General features: G+C 62.8%; 20 protein-coding genes. 14 read left to right on the top strand and 6 right to left on the bottom strand.

All coding sequences use genetic code 11. From position 1 onward, the window contains the following. The first annotated feature begins 19 nt into the window (after positions 1–19). The 8 genes from prmA (at position 20) to AC3ZU9_RS27475 (ending at position 10,569) form a co-directional block, all read left to right on the top strand. Positions 20–898 carry a 50S ribosomal protein L11 methyltransferase gene (gene prmA, locus AC3ZU9_RS27510; RefSeq protein WP_010213491.1) on the top strand — a complete coding sequence of 293 codons (879 nt, stop codon included), beginning with the start codon at positions 20–22 and terminating at the stop codon, positions 896–898. A gap of 30 nt (positions 899–928) precedes the next feature. After that, positions 929–2,161: a DUF3426 domain-containing protein gene (locus AC3ZU9_RS27505; RefSeq protein ID WP_460951856.1), complete on the top strand. Its 1,233-nt coding sequence runs from the start codon at positions 929–931 to the stop codon at positions 2,159–2,161. A gap of 185 nt (positions 2,162–2,346) precedes the next feature. Continuing rightward, positions 2,347–3,360 (top strand): tRNA dihydrouridine synthase DusB, encoded by a 1,014-nt coding sequence (gene dusB / locus AC3ZU9_RS27500; RefSeq protein ID WP_012721995.1) that lies wholly within the window; start codon positions 2,347–2,349, stop codon positions 3,358–3,360. After that, positions 3,357–3,677: a DNA-binding transcriptional regulator Fis gene (fis, locus tag AC3ZU9_RS27495; RefSeq protein ID WP_002555375.1), complete on the top strand. Its 321-nt coding sequence runs from the start codon at positions 3,357–3,359 to the stop codon at positions 3,675–3,677. Before dusB ends, fis begins: the two co-directional genes overlap by 4 nt. Positions 3,678–3,758: 81 nt before the next feature. Then, positions 3,759–5,366 carry a bifunctional phosphoribosylaminoimidazolecarboxamide formyltransferase/IMP cyclohydrolase gene (purH, locus tag AC3ZU9_RS27490; RefSeq protein ID WP_012721993.1) on the top strand — a complete coding sequence of 536 codons (1,608 nt, stop codon included), beginning with the start codon at positions 3,759–3,761 and terminating at the stop codon, positions 5,364–5,366. 170 nt (positions 5,367–5,536) lie between these two features. Beyond that, complete coding sequence (purD, locus tag AC3ZU9_RS27485; protein WP_012721992.1) at positions 5,537–6,829, top strand: phosphoribosylamine--glycine ligase; 1,293 nt, start codon at positions 5,537–5,539, stop codon at positions 6,827–6,829. A 114-nt stretch (positions 6,830–6,943) separates the two neighbouring features. After that, positions 6,944–9,715, top strand: a complete 2,772-nt coding sequence (locus tag AC3ZU9_RS27480; RefSeq protein ID WP_043204714.1) for a hybrid sensor histidine kinase/response regulator — start codon at positions 6,944–6,946, stop codon at positions 9,713–9,715. Between the two features lie 257 nt (positions 9,716–9,972). After that, positions 9,973–10,569, top strand: a complete 597-nt coding sequence (locus AC3ZU9_RS27475; protein ID WP_003171467.1) for a MarC family protein — start codon at positions 9,973–9,975, stop codon at positions 10,567–10,569. On the opposite strand, the gene AC3ZU9_RS27470 is transcribed toward AC3ZU9_RS27475, so the two are convergent. The 5 genes from AC3ZU9_RS27470 to cobG form a co-directional block, all read right to left on the bottom strand. Further along, positions 10,566–11,345, bottom strand: a complete 780-nt coding sequence (locus AC3ZU9_RS27470; RefSeq protein WP_490091607.1) for a hypothetical protein — start codon at positions 11,343–11,345, stop codon at positions 10,566–10,568. The genes AC3ZU9_RS27475 and AC3ZU9_RS27470 overlap by 4 nt on opposite strands. 236 nt (positions 11,346–11,581) lie before the next feature. Next, positions 11,582–13,219 carry a precorrin-3B C(17)-methyltransferase gene (gene cobJ / locus AC3ZU9_RS27465; RefSeq protein ID WP_102061151.1) on the bottom strand — a complete coding sequence of 546 codons (1,638 nt, stop codon included), beginning with the start codon at positions 13,217–13,219 and terminating at the stop codon, positions 11,582–11,584. Continuing rightward, entirely contained in the window at positions 13,219–13,950 is a 732-nt protein-coding gene (locus tag AC3ZU9_RS27460) for a precorrin-2 C(20)-methyltransferase (RefSeq protein ID WP_046033963.1), read from the bottom strand. Before AC3ZU9_RS27460 ends, cobJ begins: the two co-directional genes overlap by 1 nt. Then, a complete protein-coding gene (locus AC3ZU9_RS27455) occupies positions 13,950–14,576 on the bottom strand; it encodes a precorrin-8X methylmutase (protein ID WP_012721987.1) in 627 nt (208 codons plus the stop codon). The genes AC3ZU9_RS27460 and AC3ZU9_RS27455 overlap by 1 nt, the downstream gene beginning before the upstream one ends. Then, on the bottom strand, positions 14,569–15,915 hold the full coding sequence (cobG, locus tag AC3ZU9_RS27450; RefSeq protein ID WP_490091606.1) for a precorrin-3B synthase: 1,347 nt from the start codon (positions 15,913–15,915) through the stop codon (positions 14,569–14,571). The genes AC3ZU9_RS27455 and cobG overlap by 8 nt, the downstream gene beginning before the upstream one ends. A 38-nt stretch (positions 15,916–15,953) precedes the next feature. Between cobG and cbiE the strand changes: the two genes are divergently transcribed. Both cbiE and AC3ZU9_RS27440 read left to right on the top strand, forming a co-directional pair. Then, the gene (gene cbiE, locus AC3ZU9_RS27445) at positions 15,954–17,159 is read left to right on the top strand and encodes a precorrin-6y C5,15-methyltransferase (decarboxylating) subunit CbiE (RefSeq protein WP_122811429.1); all 1,206 of its coding nucleotides are present in this window, start codon (positions 15,954–15,956) and stop codon (positions 17,157–17,159) included. After that, positions 17,156–17,875 carry a cobalt-precorrin-6A reductase gene (locus AC3ZU9_RS27440; protein ID WP_490091605.1) on the top strand — a complete coding sequence of 240 codons (720 nt, stop codon included), beginning with the start codon at positions 17,156–17,158 and terminating at the stop codon, positions 17,873–17,875. The genes cbiE and AC3ZU9_RS27440 overlap by 4 nt, the downstream gene beginning before the upstream one ends. 119 nt (positions 17,876–17,994) lie before the next feature. On the opposite strand, the gene AC3ZU9_RS27435 is transcribed toward AC3ZU9_RS27440, so the two are convergent. Next, positions 17,995–18,243 (bottom strand): DUF6124 family protein, encoded by a 249-nt coding sequence (locus AC3ZU9_RS27435; protein ID WP_043204711.1) that lies wholly within the window; start codon positions 18,241–18,243, stop codon positions 17,995–17,997. 568 nt (positions 18,244–18,811) lie between these two features. Here AC3ZU9_RS27435 and AC3ZU9_RS27430 point away from each other — a divergent pair. The 4 genes from AC3ZU9_RS27430 (at position 18,812) to AC3ZU9_RS27415 (ending at position 22,291) form a co-directional block, all read left to right on the top strand. Then, positions 18,812–19,207, top strand: a complete 396-nt coding sequence (locus AC3ZU9_RS27430) for a DUF2946 domain-containing protein (RefSeq protein ID WP_122811430.1) — start codon at positions 18,812–18,814, stop codon at positions 19,205–19,207. 46 nt (positions 19,208–19,253) lie between these two features. Continuing rightward, positions 19,254–19,736, top strand: a complete 483-nt coding sequence (locus AC3ZU9_RS27425; protein ID WP_012721981.1) for a copper chaperone PCu(A)C — start codon at positions 19,254–19,256, stop codon at positions 19,734–19,736. Positions 19,737–19,747: 11 nt separating this feature from the next. Next, on the top strand, positions 19,748–20,137 hold the full coding sequence (locus tag AC3ZU9_RS27420) for a DUF2946 domain-containing protein (protein WP_012721980.1): 390 nt from the start codon (positions 19,748–19,750) through the stop codon (positions 20,135–20,137). Positions 20,138–20,230: 93 nt separating this feature from the next. Beyond that, positions 20,231–22,291 carry a TonB-dependent copper receptor gene (locus tag AC3ZU9_RS27415; RefSeq protein WP_490091604.1) on the top strand — a complete coding sequence of 687 codons (2,061 nt, stop codon included), beginning with the start codon at positions 20,231–20,233 and terminating at the stop codon, positions 22,289–22,291. The last annotated feature ends 90 nt before the right edge of the window (positions 22,292–22,381 follow it).

Raw genomic sequence — 22,381 nt, 5'->3', positions numbered from 1 at the left:
TTTTTCAAAGGTGCCCGCCATGCCTTGGCTGCAAGTCCGTCTCGCCATCAGCCCAGAACAAGCCGAAACCTACGAAGACGCTTTCCTTGAAGTCGGCGCTGTCTCGGTCACGTTCATGGACGCCGAAGACCAACCGATCTTCGAACCCGAACTCAACACCACCCCGCTCTGGTCGCACACCCATTTGCTGGCCCTGTTCGAAGACGGCACCGATGCCGCCGCCGTACTGGCCCATATGGAATTGCTCACCGGCGGCCCGCTGCCGGAGCATCACAGCGAAGTCATCGAAGACCAGGACTGGGAACGCAGCTGGATGGACAACTTCCAGCCGATGCGTTTCGGCCAGCGCCTGTGGATCGTGCCGAGCTGGCATGCCGCGCCTGAGCCGGACGCGGTCAACCTGCTGCTGGACCCGGGCCTGGCGTTCGGCACCGGCACCCACCCAACCACCGCGCTGTGCCTGGAATGGCTGGACGGCCAGGACCTGACCGACAGCCACGTGCTCGACTTCGGTTGCGGCTCGGGGATCCTGGCGATTGCCGCCCTGTTGCTGGGTGCCAAGGAAGCCGTGGGCACCGATATCGACGTGCAGGCGCTGGAAGCCTCGCGCGATAACGCCGGGCGCAACAACATTCCTGAAGGCAAATTCCCACTCTACCTGCCGGAGCAATTGCCCCAGGTGCAGGCCGACGTACTGGTCGCCAACATCCTCGCCGGGCCGCTGGTGTCCCTGGCGCCGCAGTTGTCGAGCCTGGTCAAGCCGGGCGGCCGCCTGGCGCTGTCGGGCATCCTTGCCGAGCAAGGCGAAGACGTCGCTGCCGCCTACGCGAAGGATTTCGAGTTGGATCCGATCGCCAACCGCGATGGCTGGGTACGCATCAGCGGTCGTCGGCGCTAGAATGAGCGCTTGCCTGAATCGGATGGCCGCATGACCGACAGTTTCGTCACCCAGTGCCCGCATTGCCAATCGCGCTTTCGCGTCAACCACGCTCAATTGAGCGTGGCCCGTGGCGTGGTTCGCTGCGGCTCGTGCCTGCAAGTGTTCAATGCGGCTCGCCAGTTGCTGGAGCAGCGTGCTGCCGGTACACCGGCGCCTGAGCTGCCGGCTGCGGCTGAGCCAGAGCTGCCACGGGCTATCAGCCAAAAGCAGTGGACCGCCGAAGAGCTGGACCTGGACAACCTGGACCTGGACGAAGAACTGGCCAAGCTGGAACGTCGCGAGATTCAGCACACCCAGCCTGCCGGCGCAGAACGTCGCCAAGCGGGTACTGATCGTCGGCAAAAAGATGAGCCTCTCAGCGCCAGCCGCAACACCGTCAAGGCCGAAGAAGAAAAATGGGCTGCCAGCCTGTTCAGCGAACCGCCTGAAGAGCGCGTGCAAGCCACGCACATCGAACCCGAACCGACGAACGCACCTGCGACCAAGCAGCGCACCGAGCCGTCCATGTCGTTTCACACCGACGACCTCGACGATGAGCCCCCCCTGCGCTCCACGCCAGACGATGACGACGTCGATCCACCGTTCACGCCATTGACCCAATCGGCCGATGACGTTGAACCCGAAGAACGCCCCAAACCCTCTCGCAAGCGCCCGCGCACCGAAACGAGTGTGCACGACGACCAACTGTTGGATCTCGAAGACGATCCGCTGCACCTCTACGCGCAAAAGCGTCCGGCCAGCCTGGGCCGTCGCCTGATCTGGCTGTTGCTGGTGCTGATCGCCGCCGGCGGCCTCGCAGCCCAGTACATCGCCTACCAATTCGACGACCTGGCCCGCCAGGACGCCTACCGTCCGTGGTTCCAGCAACTGTGCCCCACACTGGGCTGTACGGTGCCGTCGCGGGTCGATATCGCCCATATCAAGAGCAGTAACCTGGTGGTACGCAGCCATCCGGACTTCGCCGGGGCGCTGGTGGTGGACGCCATCATCTATAACCGTGCGACATTCTCCCAGCCCTTCCCGCTGCTGGAGCTGCGCTTTGCCGACCTGAATGGCAGCCTGATTGCCAGTCGTCGCTTCAAACCCGCCGAATACCTCAGCGGCGAGTTGGCCGGTGTGAGCGAAATGCCATCGCAAACGCCGATCCATATCTCCCTGGATATCCTCGATCCGGGCAATAAAGCCGTGAATTACAGCCTGAGCTTTCACTCGCCCGAGTGAATCGGTTCACGCACCGAGGTTTGACGGCGAGTTATTGACTAAGCCCCGCGCGACCAAACCGGTAGCGATAAAGAAATAACTGTTCAGATTTTATCCAATTCAGCCTTTATCCAGTCATCGAGAGCGGGTATCATGCCAACCCTTTTTCGAACTCTAATGATCCGGCCCCACAACAGGGAAGTCCTATGTCGGCGGTACGCATCGGCCCATACACATTGCAGAACGGCTTGATTCTCGCCCCGATGGCGGGCGTCACTGACCAGCCCTTTCGTCAGCTGTGCAAGCGGTTGGGCGCGGGTCTAGTAGTCTCGGAAATGGTCACCAGCGACATGAGCTTGTGGAACACCCGCAAATCGCGGATGCGCATGATCCACGAAGGCGATCCCGAGCCCCGCTCGGTCCAGATCGCCGGTGGAGATGCACAGATGCTGGCGGATGCGGCCCGGGCCAACGTGGAGTTGGGGGCGCAGATCATCGACATCAACATGGGCTGCCCGGCCAAGAAGGTCTGCAACAAGGCCGCCGGTTCCGCGCTGTTGAAAGATGAGCAATTGGTTGCCGAGATCCTGCAGGCCGTTGTCGCCGCAGTCGATGTGCCGGTCACCCTGAAGATTCGCACCGGCTGGGACCGGGACAACAAGAACGGCCTGACGGTGGCGAAGATCGCCGAACAGGCAGGCATTACAGCGCTGGCGGTGCATGGCCGCACCCGCGCCGACCTTTACACCGGTGAAGCCGAGTACGACACCATCGCTGCGATCAAGCAGGCGGTGTCGATACCGGTGTTTGCCAATGGCGACATCGACTCCGCCGAGAAAGCCCGGCGCGTGCTGCACGCCACCGGTGCCGATGGTTTGTTGATTGGCCGGGCCGCCCAGGGGCGACCGTGGATTTTTCGTGAGATCGAGCATTTTCTGCGTACTGGCGACGTATTGCCGGCACCGGAGCTGATCGAGGTGGAACGTATTCTGCTAGAGCATTTGGCCGCCCTGCACGCTTTCTATGGAGACGTGATGGGAGTACGCATTGCCCGCAAGCATGTCGGCTGGTATCTCGCAACCTTGCCGGGCGCCAGGGAGTTTCGCGCCCACTTCAATCGTTTGGATGATACGGAAGCACAGTGCGCCAACGTTCGTGAGTTCTTCAGCGAGCGTTACAAGAGCCTGGGGACAGGGGACGGAGAGGGGGTGGCCGCATGACGATGATGACCGAGACTTTAGTGAGTGGAACAACACCCGTGAGCGACAACGTCAATTTGAAACAGCACCTCAACACGCCGAGCGAAGAAGGTCAGACCCTTCGCGGGAGTGTCGAGAAGGCGCTGCACAATTATTTCGCCCACCTTGAGGGCGCTTCCGTCACGGACGTGTACAACCTGGTGCTCTCCGAAGTCGAGGCGCCCTTGCTCGAAAGCGTGATGAACTACGTCAAGGGCAACCAGACCAAAGCCAGTGAGCTGCTGGGCCTCAACCGTGGCACCTTGCGCAAAAAGCTCAAACAATACGATTTGCTGTAAGCATTCAATCAAACCAGAAAGGCGCCCGCGTAAAACCGGTCGCCTTTTTTGCTGACTCCTTTGCTTTTGATGGAAATTGAAATGACCGACCAGACTACCCGCCTGCCGATCCGCCGCGCCTTGATCAGTGTTTCCGACAAGACCGGGATCCTCGAATTTGCCCGCGAGCTGGAAGCTCTGGGTGTGGAAATCCTCTCCACGGGCGGGACCTTCAAGCTGCTGCAGGACAACGGCGTGGCCGCAGTGGAAGTGGCGGACTACACCGGTTTCGCAGAAATGATGGACGGTCGGGTCAAGACCCTGCACCCGAAAATCCACGGCGGCATCCTCGGCCGTCGCGGGATCGACGATGCCATCATGACCGAACACGGCATCAAGCCGATCGACCTGGTGGCCGTCAACCTCTACCCGTTCGAAGCCACCATCAACAAGCCAGGCTGCGACCTGCCGACTGCCATCGAAAACATCGATATCGGCGGCCCGACCATGGTTCGCTCGGCCGCCAAGAACCATAAAGACGTGGCCATCGTGGTCAACGCCAGCGACTACGCCCAGGTGCTCGAAAGCCTGAAGGCCGGTGGCCTGACCTACGCCCAGCGTTTTGACCTGATGCTCAAGGCGTTCGAACACACCGCCGCCTACGACGGCATGATCGCCAACTACATGGGCACCGTGAACCAAGCCGCTGAAACCCTCAGCACCGAAGGCCGCAGCCAGTTCCCGCGCACCTTCAACAGCCAGTTCATCAAGGCCCAGGAAATGCGCTACGGCGAGAACCCGCATCAGAGCGCGGCGTTCTATGTGGAAGCCAAGCCTGCTGAAGTCGGCATCGCCACCGCGACCCAACTGCAAGGCAAGGAGCTGTCCTACAACAACGTGGCCGACACCGACGCCGCGCTGGAATGTGTGAAGAGCTTCGTCAAGCCGGCCTGCGTGATCGTCAAGCACGCCAACCCGTGCGGCGTGGCCGTGAGCCCGGACGCGGAAGGCGGCATTCGCCAAGCGTACGAACTGGCCTACGCCACCGACACCGAATCGGCTTTCGGCGGCATCATCGCCTTCAACCGTGAACTGGACGCCGAGACCGCCAAGGCGATCGTCGAGCGTCAGTTCGTTGAAGTGATCATTGCCCCAAGCGTCAGCGAAGAAGCCCGCGCCATCGTGGCGGCCAAAGCCAACGTGCGCCTGCTGGCCTGCGGCGAGTGGTCGGCTGACCGCGCCGCTGCCTGGGACTACAAGCGCGTCAACGGCGGCTTGCTGGTACAGAGCCGTGACATCGGCATGATCGGCAGCGAAGACCTGAAAGTGGTCACAAAGCGCGCCCCGACCGAGCAAGAGATCAACGACCTGATCTTCGCCTGGAAAGTGGCCAAGTACGTGAAGTCCAATGCCATCGTCTACGCCAAAAACCGCCAGACCATCGGTGTCGGCGCTGGCCAGATGAGCCGCGTGAACTCGGCGCGTATCGCTGCGATCAAGGCCGAACACGCCGGTTTGCAGGTGGTGGGTTCGGTGATGGCTTCCGACGCATTCTTCCCGTTCCGTGATGGCTTGGACAATGCCGCGAAAGCTGGCGTGACCGCCGTGATCCAACCGGGCGGCTCGATGCGTGATGCTGAAGTGATCGCCGCCGCTGATGAAGCCGGCATCGCCATGGTCTTCACCGGCATGCGTCACTTCCGTCACTGATCCAAATGTGGAAGGCGCTTTTTGTAGTGAGCGGGCTTGTCCCGCGCTGGGCTGCACAGCAGCCCCACTGGATTTCCAGTGAAACCGGCGGGGGACGCCCCCCCCCTCACCACAACAACCCTCCCACATAAAGCGCTCCTGCAGCGCCTACAGAATTTGAGGTTTTTGAAATGAATGTTTTGATCATTGGCAGCGGTGGCCGTGAACACGCCCTGGCCTGGAAAGTTGCCCAGGACCCGCGCGTCCAGAAGGTTTTCGTCGCCCCCGGCAACGCCGGTACCGCCATTGAAGCCAAGTGCGAGAACGTCGCTATCGACGTGCTGGCCCTTGAGCAACTGGCAGATTTTGCTGAAAAGAACGTGTCCCTGACCATCGTCGGTCCGGAAGTGCCGCTGGTGGCTGGCGTCGTGGACCTGTTCCGCAGCCGCAACCTGGACTGCTTCGGCCCAACCGCCGGCGCAGCCCAGCTGGAAGGCTCCAAGGCGTTCACCAAGGATTTCCTGGCCCGCCACAAGATCCCGACGGCCGATTACCAGAACTTCACCGAGATCGAGCCGGCCCTGGCTTACCTGCGTGAAAAAGGTGCGCCGATCGTGATCAAGGCCGACGGCCTGGCCGCCGGTAAAGGCGTGATCGTCGCCATGACCCTGCAGGAAGCCGAAGACGCCGTGCGCGACATGCTCGCCGGCAACGCTTTTGGTGACGCCGGTTCGCGCGTCGTGATCGAAGAATTCCTCGACGGCGAAGAAGCCAGCTTCATCGTGATGGTCGACGGCAAGAACGTCTTGCCAATGGCCACCAGCCAGGACCACAAACGCGTCGGCGACGGCGACACCGGCCCGAACACCGGCGGCATGGGTGCCTACTCCCCTGCCCCGGTGGTCACCGCCGACGTGCACCAGCGCGTCATGGACCTGGTGATCTGGCCGACCGTGCGTGGCATGGCCGATGAAGGCAATGTCTACACCGGCTTCCTGTATGCCGGCCTGATGATCGACAAAGCCGGTAACCCGAAAGTCATCGAGTTCAACTGCCGCTTCGGCGATCCGGAAACCCAACCGGTGATGCTGCGTCTGCAATCGAGCCTGGTACTGCTGGTGGAAGCCGCCCTGGCCCAGGCCTTGGACAAGGTTGAAGCGCAGTGGGACCCGCGTCCGAGCGTTGGCATTGTGCTGGCGGCCGGTGGTTACCCTGCCGACTACGCCAAGGGCGATGTGATTGAAGGCCTCGATGCGGCGGCGACCCTGGAAGGCAAAGTGTTCCACGCGGGCACCGCGCTCAAGGACGGTAAGGTCGTGACCGCCGGTGGCCGCGTGTTGTGCGCCACCGCCATGGGCGCCAGTGTCGACGCCGCGCAGCAACAGGCGTACACGCTGGCCGCGAAGATCGATTGGAACGGCTGCTTCTACCGCAAGGACATCGGCTACCGCGCCATCGCCCGTGAACGGGGCGAGAACAGCTAAGCAGCCGCCGTCAGTAGCTATCCGTTCGGCTAGGCAAGGGCCTCTGGCCCTTGCCGTATGCAGGCCTACCCGCGCATAGTTAACCCGTGCATCAACCTACGAAGGGATTTCGCCGTGCGCTGGCTCAGGATCGCCATAGGTTTTACTGTCAGCCTGCTGACACTGCTCTGCTTGCTCCCGGCCCAGGCCGCGGCGCAAGGCAGTGGCTGGGCAGTATTGCTTGATGAACAGGCCGACCTGCAACTGAGCGACATCCGGTCCTCGCGCTACACCAATCAATTCAGCCCCATCGAACTGGACCGCATCACCGCTGCGGAACCGGACGGTGCGTTGTGGGTACGTTTCAAGCTGCAACCCGGCAAGCACGAGCAAGTGCTGCGGGTATTCGCCCCGGACCTGTCGCACCTGAGCCTGTATGTGCTGGACGGCGACACCCTGGTGGAACAACAGAGCACCGGCACGCGCCAGCCCCAGGCAGAACGGCCGCTGCCCAGCAGCGACTTCATGCTGCCGATGCCCCAGAGCCAGAGGCCCCTTGAGGTCTACCTGCGCCTGGTCTCCGAACACGAGCTGCGCCCTTACATCACCCTGGAACCGGCCGTGCTCGCCGCCGCCGACCAGACCCAGACGCTGATCTACGGCCTGCTGTTCGGCTGCTTGCTGATGCTGATCCTGCACAACCTCACGCGCTTCGCCTACCACCGCTCGCGCAGCAGCCTGTGGCTGGCGGCTTGCGAAGTGCTGTTGATGCTCAGCCTGGCACTGCTGCTCAATCTGATAGGTCCATGGCTGCCGAACTGGCATGCGGTCCAGACACCCGGCGCTTACCTGGCGCTGCTGCTGACCGCGCCGTGCGGGCTGATGTTCGCCTACCGCTTCTTCATGCCCCTGGGCCCGCACCCGCTGAACAAACTGTTGATGGGCGACATCCTGTTCATTGTGCTGTGCGGCCTGCTGCTGTTGTTCGTCAACACCCTGCCGCTGAACATCATCACCTACGCCCTGGTGGCCCTGGCCGGCTTGAGCATGCTGTTTGTCTCGGCCTATCACTGGCAGAAAGGCTACCGCCCGGCACGCCTGTTCGTGGCCGCGATGGTGGTGTTCAACATCGGTACGCTGATCATCCTGCCGGCGCTGCTGGGCCTGACGATGGTCTCGCCACAGGGTCTGATCGTCACGTTGCTGGCCTTTATCTGCCTCAGCGGCCTGTTGATGAGCCTGGCTTTGGGCGAACGCCAGCGTGCGATTGTCGAGGCGCGCTTCAGCCTCAGCCGCGACCTGGCGGCGAGCAACGCCGAGATCGCCGCCAAGGCCGAGTTCCTGGCCAAGATCAGTCACGAGATCCGCACCCCCATGAACGGTGTGCTCGGCATGACCGAACTGCTGCTGGGCACGCCGCTGTCGGTGAAACAACGCGACTATGTGCAGACCATCCACAGCGCTGGTAACGAACTGCTCACGCTGATCAACGAAATCCTCGACATCTCCAAGCTGGAGTCCGGCCAGATCGAACTGGATGACGTGCAGTTCGACCTCAATGCGCTGATCGAAGACTGCCTGAGCATCTTCCGCGCCAAGGCCGAGCAGCAGAACGTCGAGCTGATCAGCTTTATCCAGCCTCAGGTGCCCCGTGTGATCAGCGGCGACCCGACCCGCTTGCGCCAGGCCATGTTGAGCCTGCTGGAAAACGCCCTGCAGAAGACCGACGAAGGCGAAGTGCTGATCGTCGTCGCGCTGGATGACCGCAGCACCAAGCCACGCCTGCGCATTGCCGTGCAGGACAGTGGCCTGCCGATGGAAGCGGCCGAGCGCGACGCCTTGCTGCACAGCGAACTGCACAGCAAGAATTTCTTCTCGGCCACCCGCCTGAACGGTCACCTGGGCCTGGTCATCGCCCGCCAATTGATCCTGTTGATGAACGGCGAATTCGGTATCAAGAGCGGCAGCCATCAGGGCAGCACCCTGTGGCTGACCCTGCCGCTGGACCCGGAACGCCTGGAGCACCCGACCTCCGACCTCGACGGCCCACTCAAAGGCGCACGGGTGCTGGTGGTGGACGACAACGACACCTGCCGCAAAGTGCTGGTGCAGCAATGCTCGGCCTGGGGCCTGAACGTCAGCGCCGTGCCCTCGGGCAAGGAAGCCCTGGCGTTGCTGCGCACCAAGGCGCACCTGCGTGACTACTTCGACGTGGTGCTGCTGGACCAGAACATGCCCGGCATGACCGGCATGCAACTGGCGGCGAAGATCAAGGAAGACCCGAGCCTGAACCACGACATCCTGCTGATCATGCTCACTGGCATCAGCAACGCGCCGAGTAAGATCATCGCGCGCAATTGCGGGATCAAGCGCATCCTCGCCAAGCCGGTGGCCGGCTACACGCTCAAGACCACCCTGGCCGACGAACTGACCCAGCGCAGCAAAGGCACGTTGCAATCACGCCCGCCCCTCGCCGTACCGGCAGCCGTCACGGTGCCCGCCGACTTCCGCATCCTGGTGGCCGAAGACAACAGCATCTCCACCAAAGTGATCCGCGGCATGCTCGGCAAGCTCAACCTCAACCCGGACACCGCCAGCAATGGCGAGGAAGCGTTGGAGGCGATGAAAGCCCAGCGTTATGACCTGGTATTGATGGATTGTGAAATGCCGATCCTCGATGGTTTCTCGGCGACCCAGCAACTGCGTGCGTGGGAGGTAAGCCACCAACGCATTCGTACGCCGGTGGTGGCGTTGACGGCGCACATTCTGACGGAACATAAAGAGCGCGCCCGCCAGGCCGGGATGGATGGGCACATGGCCAAGCCGGTGGAGCTGTCGCAGTTGCGGGAACTGGTGGAGTTCTGGGTGGCACAGCGCCAACAAAGGCCGGAACACGCGCCCTCCTGACCTGACGTTCGTGGCAACACCCCACCTATATTGTGGTGAGCGGGCTTGTTGTGGTGAGCGGGCTTGCCCCGCGCTGGGCTGCGAAGCGGCCCTAAAACCCAACGCCGCGGAGTGCCTGACACAACGCGGCGTTTTTATTGGGGCCGCTTCGCAGCCCAGCGCGGGGCAAGCCCGCTCACCACAAAAGCCAGCTCCCACATTTGATTTGTTTCGCCTGATAGACTGCCCACACTTTTTCCGCCCGCGAGCCGCCCTTCATGCTCCACGTGTTATTCAGCGTCTACCTGAAAATGCTGGTGCTCTACAGCCCGTTCTTCGTGCTGTCCTGCTTTATCAGCCTTACCCGTGGCTACTCCAGCAAAGAGCGGCGGCGCCTGGCCTGGAAAGTGGCGCTGGCCACCCTGGTATCGAGCGTGTTGCTCTACCTGTTCGGCCGGGTAATTTTCAGTGTGTTCGGCATCACCGTCGACGCCTTCCGCATCGGCGCCGGCAGTGTGCTGTTCATCTCCGCCCTGGGCATGGCCCAAGGCAAGTCGGCGGTGCAGACCGACAACGTGCAGCAGGACGTGACCATCGTGCCGCTGACCATCCCCCTCACCGTCGGCCCCGGCACCATCGGTGCACTGCTGGTGATGGGCGTAAGTCAACCGCACTGGGATGACAAACTCACCGCCATCCTCAGCATCGCCCTGGCCAGCCTCACGGTGGGTGTGGTGCTGTACCTGTCCAACCGCATCGAACGTATCCTCGGTGACCAGGGCTTGCAGATCGTCAGCCGGTTGATGGGTTTGTTCGTGTGCGCCCTCGCCGCGCAAATCATTTTCACCGGGGTACGCGGCTACCTCGTGCCCTAGATCCGGTACTTGGCGATCGCCAGTTGCACCTTGTCTCCCGCGCTCTCGCGCATCAGTTGGATGGTTTTTTCGTTGACCACCGAGGTGTTCAGCACCAGGCAGGTCTGCCCGCTGAAGGCTTCGAACGAAGAGCTATCCCACTCCAGGAACGGCAACCCCACCTGTTTGCTCACGCCGTGGGTGCTGTAGGTCACCAGCACCATCATCAGTTCACCATCGGTTTCAGCACAGGACGCCAGGCCGAAATCACCGCCTTGGTGTACCGAACTGTTGCGTTTGAACAACTCGAAAGTCGCAGGCGTCTGCTTCAACGCCTCCAACGCATCGGCCGCCAGTTTCGGCAGCGCGGTGAGCAGCGTTCCGGACAATGACGTAGCCGCCCACAGCGCGGCCATGATATTCAGCGCCGCCAATTGCACCGTCAGGCCCTTTCCCGAACGCGAGATCCTCTCGAAGCGGCTGCGTACCGGCAGCCAGCCCAGGCTGATCATCACCTTGATAAATTCTTCGTACCAGACCTCGGTACCGCGTTGGATTTTCAACACATCGCTTACGTAGCTGCTGGCCAGCAGGTAGCTTTTACGGATGTATTCCCGATTCAGGCCGGACAGCCCTTCGGCAAATGAAATGACGCTGTTGTTGACCACCGCCGCGTTGAAGTTGTCCTCGGTGTCCAGCGCTAGGTCCGCCTGCGTGCCTGACGCTCCCGGCAACTTGTAGGCGGCAATCAACTTGCGCCTTTTTGTACTGTTGATCCTTCTGTGATGTCGCTCCATTTTGATTCTCCACAAGCACCCCAACTCGAGGCTTATGTCCACCCTAGTCCACTGCTCGACGGGTTTCCCAGGCGATAAAACCCCCTTGGTGCGGCCCGTCAAACCCTGGCACCCAGCAATCACGCAGGGTGCCTGGCGAGCTTCCGGATTTCGTCGCCATAAAAAGAAAAAGCGCCGAACAACATCAGGAAAATCCCTGCGTCATTCGGCGCTTTCAGGCAGCCCAGCGGCGGTTTTCAGGACGCGGGTTTCTCGCCGTACCACCGCGGGGTGTACACCCACTCACCGCCACCGGCACGGGGGAAAGTGCAGGTGGTGGACGAGCCGATCAGCACCATGGTGCGCATGTCCACCTGTTCCGGCGTCAGCTGCCCAAGCGTGGTCACTCGCAGGGTCTGCCCCGGGCGACCGATATCGCGGCCCAGCACCACCGGCGTTTGCGGCGTGCGATGCAGGGCGACGATTTCCAGCGCGCGCCCCAGTTGCCATGGCCGCGAACGCGAGATCGGGTTGTAGAACGCCAAGGCCAGGTCAGCCTGGGACGCCAGGTCCAGGCGCTTTTCGATGATTGACCAAGGCTTGAGGTTGTCCGACAGCGACATCACGCAGAAGTCATGGCCCAACGGCGCGCCCGCCTGGGCGGCGGTGGCCAGGGAGGCCGAGACACCGGGCAGGATTTGCAGGTCGACCTGATGCCACGCCGGGTCGCTGGACGCGTGCAAGGCCTCGATCACCGCAGCGGCCATGGCGAACACGCCAGGGTCGCCGGACGACACCACCACCACCGAGCGACCTTGGGCCGCCAACTCGAAAGCGTGACGCGCGCGCTGCATTTCTTCGCGGTTGTCGGTGCAGTGCTGCACCTGATCATCGCGGAACGGACCGGCCATGCGCACGTAGGTTTCGTAGCCAAGCACGTCGGTGCAGCGTGCCAGTTCAGCCTTCACGGCGGGCACCATCAACTCGGCGGCACCAGGGCCCAGGCCGATCACGGCGAGGCGACCACGCAGACGTCCGACGCGCGACAGGTCCAACGGCTGCTCAGCGACATCAATAACGATATCGGCCTCTTGGCTGGCGCTGACAAACCGCAACGGCACACCCAGTTCCAACGCTGCCTCATGCAACGACGCTTCGGCCATCTGCGTATCGCTGGCCAGCAGGCACGCCAGGGATTGCACAGCGATGCCGGCCTCATGCAATGCCGTGCGCACACGCTGTGCCAGTTGCGCGCCGGGCTGGCAGGTCACGCTGACGTTCTTCGGATAGATCAGCAATTCATTGGCGGCGGGTACGCGCTCGGCACTGCCCACGTGAATCGCCAGGCGTGCCTGCTGATCCTGGGGCAGGTTGGCCTGGTCCAGCCAGGGCGCCGCGCCTTCGATGCGCACGCTTTCGCCGGCCAGCAGGTCCGAGACGAAGCGCTTGCCCAGCTCCAGATCGGCCAGCTCATACCCCTTGGGCGGGTTGAGCAGGCAGGTGCCAAACCGCAGCTCGCCACTGGTGGTAATCGCAGCGGCCACGTCCAGCGCAGCGGCAATGTCCCGCGCCATGACGTTCACACCACCGAGGCCACCGAGCAGCGGCACCACGGCGCTGCCGTCTTCGGCCACGGCCAGCACGGCAGGCTCTTCGCCCTTTTCCAGCAGCAGCGGCGCGAGGGTGCGAATCACGATACCTGCAGCGCACAGCGCAATCAGCGGCGTGCCGTGTTGATAGAGCTGGCGCAGGGTGGCACCGAACTCGCTGTAAGTCTGGTCCGCACCTTCAACGCGCCCGGCCAGGCCGTGGATCAGGGCGCCGGGGTACACCTGCTGGATCTTGCGCGCGGTAGCCAGGCTGCCCTGGCCGAGGATGACAATCGCCGGGCTCATCAACCTTGCCACCGTTCACCGGGCACGATGATCAGCGAGAAGTACGGTGAAGACATCGGCTCCACCTGATCGAGCGGCACGATCTTCTGGTTGGCCATGGTGGCGCGTTCCACATACAACGCGCGCTCGGCCAGGCCAAGTTCTTCCAGCACCTGGCGCACCTTCGGGAAGTTGCGCCCCAGCTTCATGATCACCGCCGCATCGGCGTCCGCCAGGCGGCGCTTCAGGTCCTCATGGGGCAGTACGCCCGAGAGCACCGACAAGCTCTGGTTGCGATACACCAACGGCGCGCCCAGTACCGAGGCGCCGCCGAGCATGGAGCACACGCCAGGGATGACCTGGGCGTCGTAGCGTTCGGCGAGGCGGTCATGCAGGTACATGTAGGAGCCGTAGAAGAACGGGTCGCCTTCGCAGATCACCGCCACATCGCGGCCGGCGTCCAGATGCGCGGCAACGTCGACGCTGGCGGCGTCGTAGAAGTCGCTGATCACTTGCTCGTAGGACATCGGCGCCGGCAATACCTCGGTGGTCACCGGGTACACCAGCGGCATCAGCGTCTGTTGCGGCACCAGGTGGTCTTCGATGATGCCGAAGGCATTACCTTTTTTGCCCTTGGCCACGAAGTACGCCACCACCGGCGATTCGCGCAGCAGGCGCAGGGCCTTGAGGGTGATCAGTTCCGGGTCACCGGGGCCTACGCCCAGGCCGATCAAACGTCCGCGTGCCTGCATTATTCGACCTCCGTGGCCAGGGCATTCACGGCGGCGGCGGCCATGGCACTGCCGCCCAGGCGGCCCTGCATGATCACGAACGGCACGCCACGGCTGTCGGCGGCCAGCATCGCCTTGGATTCGGCGGCGCCCACAAAGCCGACCGGGAAGCCGAGGATCAACGCCGGTTTCGGTGCGCCGGCATCGAGCATTTCCAGCAGGTAGAACAAGGCGGTCGGCGCGTTGCCGATCACCACCACGCTGCCTTCCAGGTGCGGGCGCCACAGTTCCAGCGCAGCAGCGGAACGGGTGTTGCCCAACTCGCGTGCCAAGTCAGGGACGCTGTCGTCACGCAAGGTGCAGATCACGGGGTTGTTAGCCGGCAAGCGCGCGCGGGTCACGCCTTCGGAGACCATCCGCGCATCACACAGAATCGGCGCGCCGGCAGCCAGCGCATCGCGCCCGGCCTTGCCCGCACCTTCGGAGAACTGCAGGCCGTCGATGGCCTCGACCATGCCGCAGGCGTGAATCACGCGCACCGCGAGTTTTTCCAGGTCGGCCGGGATACGGTCCAACTTGGCTTCCGCGCGAATGATGGCGAAGGAGTTGCGGTAGATCTCCTGACCGTCGCGGATGTAATCAATCATCGGTGTTGCTCCGTGGGCGAGCGCGCAGCAAGGCGCCCGTCGCTTCAATAGAAAGGGTGCGCGCGTGCAGCCGGCCAAACCCTGGGTGGGCTGCATCGCGGAAATAGAGGTCGTAGTGGCCGGGGCTCACGGCCAGCAATGTCACCGGCGCAACGTGCGCGGCGGCGCAGGAACGTGGGCAGCCGGACAGGTGCACGTCGTGATCGGGTTTCAGCGCGGCGAGTTGCACCGCATCAGCCTTGGTGTCGGCCAGCGCTTTGCCGCAGCCCCTGGAACCGGTGCAGGCGGTCATGCGCGCCAGCGGTTGGTCAGCTGAGCAGAGGAAGCCCAGGTGCGCCAGGCGCTCGGTCACGGCGTGAGGCTTTTCAACGTTGGGCAGCAGCACGCCCTGCCAAGGGGTGAAACGCAAGGTGCCGTCGCCGTACTCGCTGGCGAGTTGTGCGACGCCCGCAAGCATCGCCGAATCCAGGCGACCCAAGGGTGCGATGGCAGCGACATAGAACTGATTTTTTTGCGCCTGTGGATAAGTCCCAAGGTGCAGCAAAGCACCACTGGGCGGGCGATTGAAGCCGTCGACCGGCAGTAGCTTCAGGTGCAAACGGCTCAGCAGGTTATCCACAGGCAGATGACGCATGCGGGTGTGTTCCGGGGTGGCGAGGTCGAGAAACGCCTCCAGCACCGCCACCACCAGCGCATGGCCCTGCTCCAAGGGCACGGCCGCCAACGGTGCATCCAGCCCAGGGCAACCGGCCAGGCCGAACGCGAGGAGCGTCTCGCCATTGCGCACGAACGCCGACAGCCACAGATCATGATGATGTTCGAGCATCGCCAGCGCTTCACCGCCATCCAGTTGCACGGCGAACTTGGCCGACAGCTGATGAAAACGCGGATGAGTTTGCAGGGTGGCGAGGATTTCATTGGCCAGCGGCCGGGTGTCGAACAGCATCTGCGGGTCGATACCGGCGCTGGGGCTGAGCATCAGGTTGCGTACGTCGTCACCGGCGGCGTTGCGGGGCCCGAGGTCGGCGGCCAGCAGCCTGGCGATCAAGGCGTCCTCTTCGGCGCCGATCCCGCGAATCTGCAGGTTGGCGCGGTTGGTCGCCTCGATCACCCCGCCGGCATAGGCCTGGGCCGCACCCGCCACCGCGCGGGCTTGCGCTGCGGTGATCGAACCACCGGCCAGTTTGATCCGGCAAATGCCGCCATCCAACGCCTGGACGATACGCAGCAACCCCGGACAAGCCGAGGGGCGCAAGGTATTCACAGCGGGCGTTGGGTTCACGGGGCTACCGGTTTGCAGGTAAAGGCGCGGTATTATGCCTGCTTTGTCCGGCGGCATGAAAAGCCTGCCCGTCGGATGTCGTTCAAGGAATCCATATGTCGCCCTGGCTGACGGTTGTAGGCATCGGTGAAGACGGCTTCAAGGGGCTGGGCAGGAATGCCCGGCATGCCCTGTTGCGCGCCACGCGGATTATAGGAGGTCAGCGCCAGTTGGACCTGTTGCCGGTGTGTATTCGTGGCGAGCGCCAGGTGTGGCCGAGCCCGTTTTCGCTGGAGCCGGTGCTGGCGCGACGCGGGGAGCCGGTGTGTGTGCTGGCGAGTGGCGATCCAATGTTCTATGGCGTGGGGGCGAGTTTGGCGCGGCAGGTGGCGGCGGATGAGCTGCTGATTTTGCCGGCGCCTTCGTCGGTATCGTTGGCGGCGGCGCGGTTGGGTTGGCCGTTGCAGGAGGTGGTGACGTTATCCGTGGTGGCCCGGCCGCTGGCGGCGCTGAATGCGCACCTGGCCAGTGGGGTGCGGCTGTTGGTGTTGAGCAATGATGGCCGCAGCCCGGCGTTGATTGCTTCGCTGCTAAGCGAATCCGGGTTCGGTGCTAGCCGTTTGTCTGTGTTTGAACACTTGGGCGGCGCGGATGAGCAGCGCATCGACGGGTTGGCGCACTCGTGGGAACACACCTCGGTCGCCGATTTGAACCTCGTCGCCATCGACTGCCTGGCCGACGCCCATACTGCGCGCCTGTCGCGTCTTGCAGGTTTGCCGGACTCAGCCTTTAAGCACGACGGTCAACTGACCAAACGCGATGTGCGCGCCATGACCCTTGCCCGCCTCGCCCCGATGCCCGGCGAACTGCTGTGGGATGTGGGTGCGGGCAGCGGCTCCATTGGGATTGAATGGATGCGCACGCATCCCAGTTGTCGCGCGCTGGCGATTGAAGCCGATGAAGGCCGCCAAGGCCTGATCGAACACAACCGCGAGGCCCTTGGCGTGCCCGGCCTGCAACTGATTCGCGGCAAGGCCCCCGCTGCATTGCTTGGCCTGGAAGCACCGGACGCCATCTTCATCGGCGGCGGCGTGACCCGCGAAGGCGTGCTCGACACCTGCTGGCAACACCTGCGCCCTGGCGGGCGGTTGGTCGCCAACGCCGTGACCCTGCAAAGCGAAATGACCTTGATGAACTGGCGCGCGCAGCATGGCGGCGAGTTGACCCGCGTCCATGTCGCTCAGGCGCAGCCGTTGGGGGAGTTTGATACATGGCGCCAGGCGTTGCCGATTACCTTGCTGGAAGTGGTCAAGCCGCTATGAAACGCATCCTGCTGTTGGGCGGCGTGACTGAAGCGCTGGCCATCGCTCGTACATTGGGCCCGGAACATATCTATAGCCTGGCCGGGGTTGGGCGCGTGCCCACCGACCTGACCTGCCAGGTGCGGGTCGGCGGTTATGGTGGGGCTGAGGGGTTGGCGCGGTTTGTACGGAATGAGGGGATTAGTCTGATTCTCGACGCGACCCATCCGTATGCCGCGCAGATCAGCCGCAATGCCGCCGAGGCTGCAAGCGCTTGCGGCGTGCCCTGCTGGGCATTGCGCCGACCGGCGTGGCAGCCGCAGGCGGGGGATGACTGGCGTGAGGTCAGTGATTGGGCGTCGTTGATTGAAGCGTTGAAGCCGTTCAAACGCCCGCTATTCACCTTGGGCCGCGAGCCGTTGCAGCATCTGGATGAAATCCCGCCGGAGCAGTTCTGGACGCTGCGCGCGCTGGATGTGTATCCGGGGAATGCGCGGTGTGAAGTGATTGGCGCGCGGGGGCCGTTTTTGATCGAGGATGAGCGCGCGTTGTTCGCACGGCGCGGGATTGATGTGCTGATCAGCAAGAACAGTGGTAGCACCGCGACGGAGCCGAAGCTGGAAGTGGCAAGGGAGCTTGGAGTGCCGGTGTTGGTGTTGAAGCGGCCGGTGTTGGCAGCAGTGGATCGAGAATTCACTACTGTGCCTGCGGTTCTACAGGCAATCACCACTCTCTAAACACCATCGATTCTATGTGGGAGGGGGCTTGCCCCCGATAGCGGTAGATCACTCACAGATGTATAGACTGACACACCGTAATCGGGGGCAAGCCCCCTCCCACCTTTAGAACTGCATCATCACGCAGCGTTTTTCGTTTGCCCGACACCATCATGCACACGATCAGCCAGCAGCAGCGCCAGCTCAATCAACTGCGCAACGCCGAGCAATTCCTCTCGTTTCGAGCCTTCCAGGTCAAACGCAAGATCACAGCTCAGCGCATTGGCCGAGGCGAGGGTTTCGCTGAGGTTGACCAGCAGGTCTTCGGTGCTGAAGCCGTCGGCTACGGTGAAGAGCCGGACGGGGGGATTTGGGGTGGGTTTGATCATTGTGAAGCTCCTTAATCTAAGTGGAGCTGCCACTCATCGCCGCGACGCGATAGGGGTGGCAGCTGTACGCAGGTTCGCGGACCGGAGATCAAGGAAGCCGGCATACCCGAAGGTATCCCGCGCACAGCCACCATAGCGCCGCACAGTAGACGATAAAAAAGCGTCAACTGAAAGGAGGCAATGCTTGATCCGTTCGGGCCGCGACGCCCGACCGCTGAGTTTGCTGCGGTGTACGGAGACTAGAGATTGAGTGTCCTAGGGACAACCTTAAAGGCCTGTCGGATATTTCTGCTTGCCCCTATTCATTGCCGAACACCGGCCAAATGTGGGAGGGGGTTGCCCCCGATAGCGTCAGCCCAGTCAACAAATCAGTGGCTGACCCACCGCCATCGGAGGCAAGCCCCCTCCCACATTTGAACTGTGCAGCGTTGAAGATCGGCATCCACTCGATTACCCGTCTATCCTCAAACCAGTCACTGCGACACCAAACCACACCCACCCTTTTTACTTATCCCCCCCGATCAGGCTAAATACCCTCCTGATCGTTTAACCCTACGGATTGTCCGCCATGGCCCGTCAACGCTTTGCAATCGCCTGGATCGCCTGCCTAGCAGTGCTGTTCAACGCCTTTGCCATGCCAATGGCCAGTGCGATGCAGCAGGCGGATGACCCGGTCAAACAATTGCTGTGGGGCAGTTTCTGCTCGTCCAATGGCGCGAGCCTTAAGACGATTGCCCTGGGCACGGTGGAAATCCCGGCGCCGCAGCAGGACGATCACTCCACCATGCAGCATTGCTGGTGTTGCTCCGGCTCGGCGCCGTTGGTGGCGTTACCGGGGTATGTGCCGCAGTTGTATGTCACGCGCTTCGACGCCGTGCAGAGCTTGCCGCCGCCCCAACTGCAAACGCCCACACCGCGCCAGCAATGGCCAAGCCTTAACCCCCGCGCCTCTCCAACGGCCTGATTTCTTCGCAAGTGAACTGCGTTTAGAACCGTTCTGGAGAACTGCCATGCTCAAATCTTCCCTGCTTCTGGCTGCGTTGTTGCTGCCGGTGTTCAGTGCTGCCAATGCCGAGGACTACAAGGCCGGCGAACTGGAGATCCGTGAACCCTGGTCCCAGGAGTTGCCGCCCAATGCGCCGACTGTCGCGGCCTATTTTGTCATCCATAACACCGGTGAAAGCCCGGACCGCCTGCTCAGCGTCGAGACGCCCGTGGCGGACAAGGCCGAGCTGCATGAGCATGTCATGCAGGGCGACTTGATGAAGATGCAACAAGTGCCGAGCGTGGCGGTACCGGCCAAGGGTGATTTGACCTTCGCGCCCATGGCGTATCACGTGATGCTGCTCGGTCTCAAAGACCGCAGCCTGTTGGCCGACGGCAAGCAATTCCCACTGACCCTGACCTTCGAAAAAGCCGGCAAGGTCGAGGTGGAAGTGTCGGTGCAGAAAGTGCCGCCCATGGCTGGCCACGAGCACAAACACCCTCAATAGACTGACACTCGATGGGCGCCCCTCGCGCCAGGTTATCCCCACACTCCCGCCTGAAACGCGGCAGTTGGATCAGCCTGTTCGCCATGCTAATGATCTTTATCGGTCCGCTGATTTCCCAAGCGATGCCGATGGACCATCACGCCGGTATGTCGATGGACATGCCGATGGAGCACGGCGAAGCCCATCACAAGAAAGCCCCTGACGAACACCACGCCCTCTGGTCCAAGTGCGGCTATTGCGACCTGCTTTACAGTTGCCCCGCCCTGCCCGGTGGCATTTCCACCTTTACCCTGAGCAGCCCGCCACCGGCCAATGCCCTCACCCCCGCCACGCGCCTGGGTCATGCCCGGCAGAGCATCTTCCCCGGCGCCCGTAGCCGCGCGCCGCCCATCGCCTCGTAAGCCCTTCACACCGTTACTTCACCCCGGCCGACTTTAGACAGACAGCCGCAGGCTGCTGGCCGTGTTGTTTACGATTGATTGATGGAATTTGTCATGTCCAGGTTTTCTGCTGACACCCGTTTGGGATGTCCCCCCGTGCTCGCTGCCTTATGCGGCGCATTACTGGCTCCCCAGGTTCACGCTGACGAGCATGAACTGAGCCCCACCGTGATCACCGCGATCGCCCCCAGCTCGCCACTGACCGTGATCACCAACCCCAAGGACCCACGCCAGCCGGTGCCCGCGAGCGATGGCGGCGACTACCTCAAGACCATCCCCGGCTTCGCTCTGGTGCGTAATGGCGGCACCAATGGCGACCCGGTACTGCGCGGTATGTTTGGCTCACGCCTGAATATCCTCACCAACGGCAGCATGATGCTCGGCGCCTGTCCCGGCCGCATGGACGCACCCACCTCGTACATCTCGCCGGAAACCTACGACAAGCTCACCGTGATCAAAGGCCCGCAAACCGTACTCTGGGGCCCCGGCGCCTCCGCCGGCACCGTGTTGTTCGAGCGCGAGCCGGAGCAATTCGGCGAGTTGGGCACGCGCCTCAATGCCAGTGTGCTGGCCGGTTCCAACGGACGCTTCGACAAGGTCATCGATGCCGCTGCCGGTGGGCCGCTGGGCTATGTACGAGTAATCGGCAACCAGGCCCATGCCGATGACTACAAGGACGGCAACAACGACACCGTCGCCTCGCGCTACGACAAGTGGAACGGTGATGTGGCGGTCGGCTTCACGCCCGATGCCGACACCCTGCTGGAACTCACCGCTGGCCGTGGCGATGGCGAAGCACGCTACGCCGGGCGTGGCATGGACGGCTCGCAGTTCCTGCGTGAAAGCCTGGGGCTGCGCTTCGAAAAATCCAACATCGGCGACGTGCTGGACAAGGTCGAAGCCCAGGTCTACTACAACTACGCCGACCATGTGATGGACAACTACAGCCTGCGCACACCGTCGGGCACCGGGATGATGGCCGGGCCGATGGCCTCTAACGTCGACCGGCGCACCCTCGGCGCGCGGATCAAGGCCACCTGGCGCTGGGCCGATGTGCAGTTGATCAGCGGCCTGGACGCGCAGACCAATGAACACCGCCAGCGCAGCAGCATGGGCATCGACACCTACAAGGACTTGCCCAAGGTCAAGGACGCCAACTTCCACAACTACGGCGTGTTCGGCGAACTCACGTGGTACGCCGCCGACCGTGACCGCTTGATCACGGGCGCACGCCTGGATCGCGCCTCGGCCAAGGACTTCCGGCAAACCACCGGTTCCGGCATGAGCGCCCGCACCAACCCGACTGCCGACGACACCCGAGCCGATACCCTGCCGTCCGGCTTCATGCGTTATGAACACGACCTGGCCGACAGCCCCACCACTCTCTACGCGGGCTTGGGCCACTCGGAGCGTTTCCCGGATTATTGGGAGCTGTTTTCCCCCAACACCGGCGCGGTCGGTTCGGTAAATGCCTTCGACGGCGTGAAGCCGGAGAAGACCACCCAATTCGACTTCGGCGCGCAATACAAAGCCGAGGCGCTTGAAGCCTGGGCCTCGGGCTACATCGGCCGGGTGCAGGACTTCATCCTGTTCGACTACAGGCCAGGGATGATGGGCACCACTTCCCAGGCGCGCAACGTCGACGCACGCATCATGGGTGGCGAACTGGGCACAGCGTACAAACTGACGCGCAATTGGAAGGCCGACGCCACCCTCGCCTACGCCTGGGGCAAGAACAGCAGCGACGGCAAGGCGCTGCCGCAAATGCCGCCGCTGGACGCACGCCTTGGCCTCACCTACAGCGAAGACGACTGGAGTGCCGGCGCGTTATGGCGCGTGGTCGCGGCGCAAAATCGCATCGATCAGAACAAGGGCAACGTGGTCGGCAAGGACTTTGACAAGAGCGGCGGCTTTGGCGTGTTCTCGCTGAACGCGGCGTACCGCCTCAATAAACATTTCAAGGTCAGCACTGGCGTCGACAACCTGTTCGGCAAGGCCTACGCCGAGCACCTGAACCTGGCCGGCAACGCCGGGTTCGGCTACCCGGCCAGTGACCCGCAGGCCATCAAGGAGCCAGGCCGAACGCTCTGGACCAAAGTCGACATGAGCTTCTAAGAGCATCGGGGGCAAGCCCCCTCCCACATTTGAAGGTGTTCACAAAATCAAAAGTGTGGGAGGGGGCTTGCCCCCGATGACGGCCGACCA

The organism is Pseudomonas sp. A39 (genome assembly GCF_058145955.1).
This window is presented reverse-complemented; position numbering and strand designations above follow the sequence as displayed.

Excerpts from the sequence above, each read along its gene's own strand:
- AC3ZU9_RS27425 (WP_012721981.1), top strand. The coding sequence starts at position 19,254 with ATGCTCAAATCTTCCCTGCTTCTGGCTGCGTTGTTGCTGCCGGTGTTC.
- AC3ZU9_RS27415 (WP_490091604.1), top strand. The coding sequence starts at position 20,231 with ATGTCCAGGTTTTCTGCTGACACCCGTTTGGGATGTCCCCCCGTGCTC.
- prmA (WP_010213491.1), top strand. The coding sequence starts at position 20 with ATGCCTTGGCTGCAAGTCCGTCTCGCCATCAGCCCAGAACAAGCCGAA.
- AC3ZU9_RS27430 (WP_122811430.1), top strand. The coding sequence starts at position 18,812 with ATGGCCCGTCAACGCTTTGCAATCGCCTGGATCGCCTGCCTAGCAGTG.
- cobG (WP_490091606.1), bottom strand. The coding sequence starts at position 15,915 with ATGCCGCCGGACAAAGCAGGCATAATACCGCGCCTTTACCTGCAAACC.
- AC3ZU9_RS27440 (WP_490091605.1), top strand. The coding sequence starts at position 17,156 with ATGAAACGCATCCTGCTGTTGGGCGGCGTGACTGAAGCGCTGGCCATC.
- AC3ZU9_RS27475 (WP_003171467.1), top strand. The coding sequence starts at position 9,973 with ATGCTCCACGTGTTATTCAGCGTCTACCTGAAAATGCTGGTGCTCTAC.
- AC3ZU9_RS27420 (WP_012721980.1), top strand. The coding sequence starts at position 19,748 with ATGGGCGCCCCTCGCGCCAGGTTATCCCCACACTCCCGCCTGAAACGC.
- dusB (WP_012721995.1), top strand. The coding sequence starts at position 2,347 with ATGTCGGCGGTACGCATCGGCCCATACACATTGCAGAACGGCTTGATT.
- AC3ZU9_RS27505 (WP_460951856.1), top strand. The coding sequence starts at position 929 with ATGACCGACAGTTTCGTCACCCAGTGCCCGCATTGCCAATCGCGCTTT.
- fis (WP_002555375.1), top strand. The coding sequence starts at position 3,357 with ATGACGATGATGACCGAGACTTTAGTGAGTGGAACAACACCCGTGAGC.
- AC3ZU9_RS27455 (WP_012721987.1), bottom strand. The coding sequence starts at position 14,576 with ATGATTGATTACATCCGCGACGGTCAGGAGATCTACCGCAACTCCTTC.
- AC3ZU9_RS27470 (WP_490091607.1), bottom strand. The coding sequence starts at position 11,345 with ATGGAGCGACATCACAGAAGGATCAACAGTACAAAAAGGCGCAAGTTG.
- cobJ (WP_102061151.1), bottom strand. The coding sequence starts at position 13,219 with ATGAGCCCGGCGATTGTCATCCTCGGCCAGGGCAGCCTGGCTACCGCG.
- cbiE (WP_122811429.1), top strand. The coding sequence starts at position 15,954 with ATGTCGCCCTGGCTGACGGTTGTAGGCATCGGTGAAGACGGCTTCAAG.
- AC3ZU9_RS27435 (WP_043204711.1), bottom strand. The coding sequence starts at position 18,243 with ATGATCAAACCCACCCCAAATCCCCCCGTCCGGCTCTTCACCGTAGCC.
- purH (WP_012721993.1), top strand. The coding sequence starts at position 3,759 with ATGACCGACCAGACTACCCGCCTGCCGATCCGCCGCGCCTTGATCAGT.
- purD (WP_012721992.1), top strand. The coding sequence starts at position 5,537 with ATGAATGTTTTGATCATTGGCAGCGGTGGCCGTGAACACGCCCTGGCC.
- AC3ZU9_RS27460 (WP_046033963.1), bottom strand. The coding sequence starts at position 13,950 with ATGCAGGCACGCGGACGTTTGATCGGCCTGGGCGTAGGCCCCGGTGAC.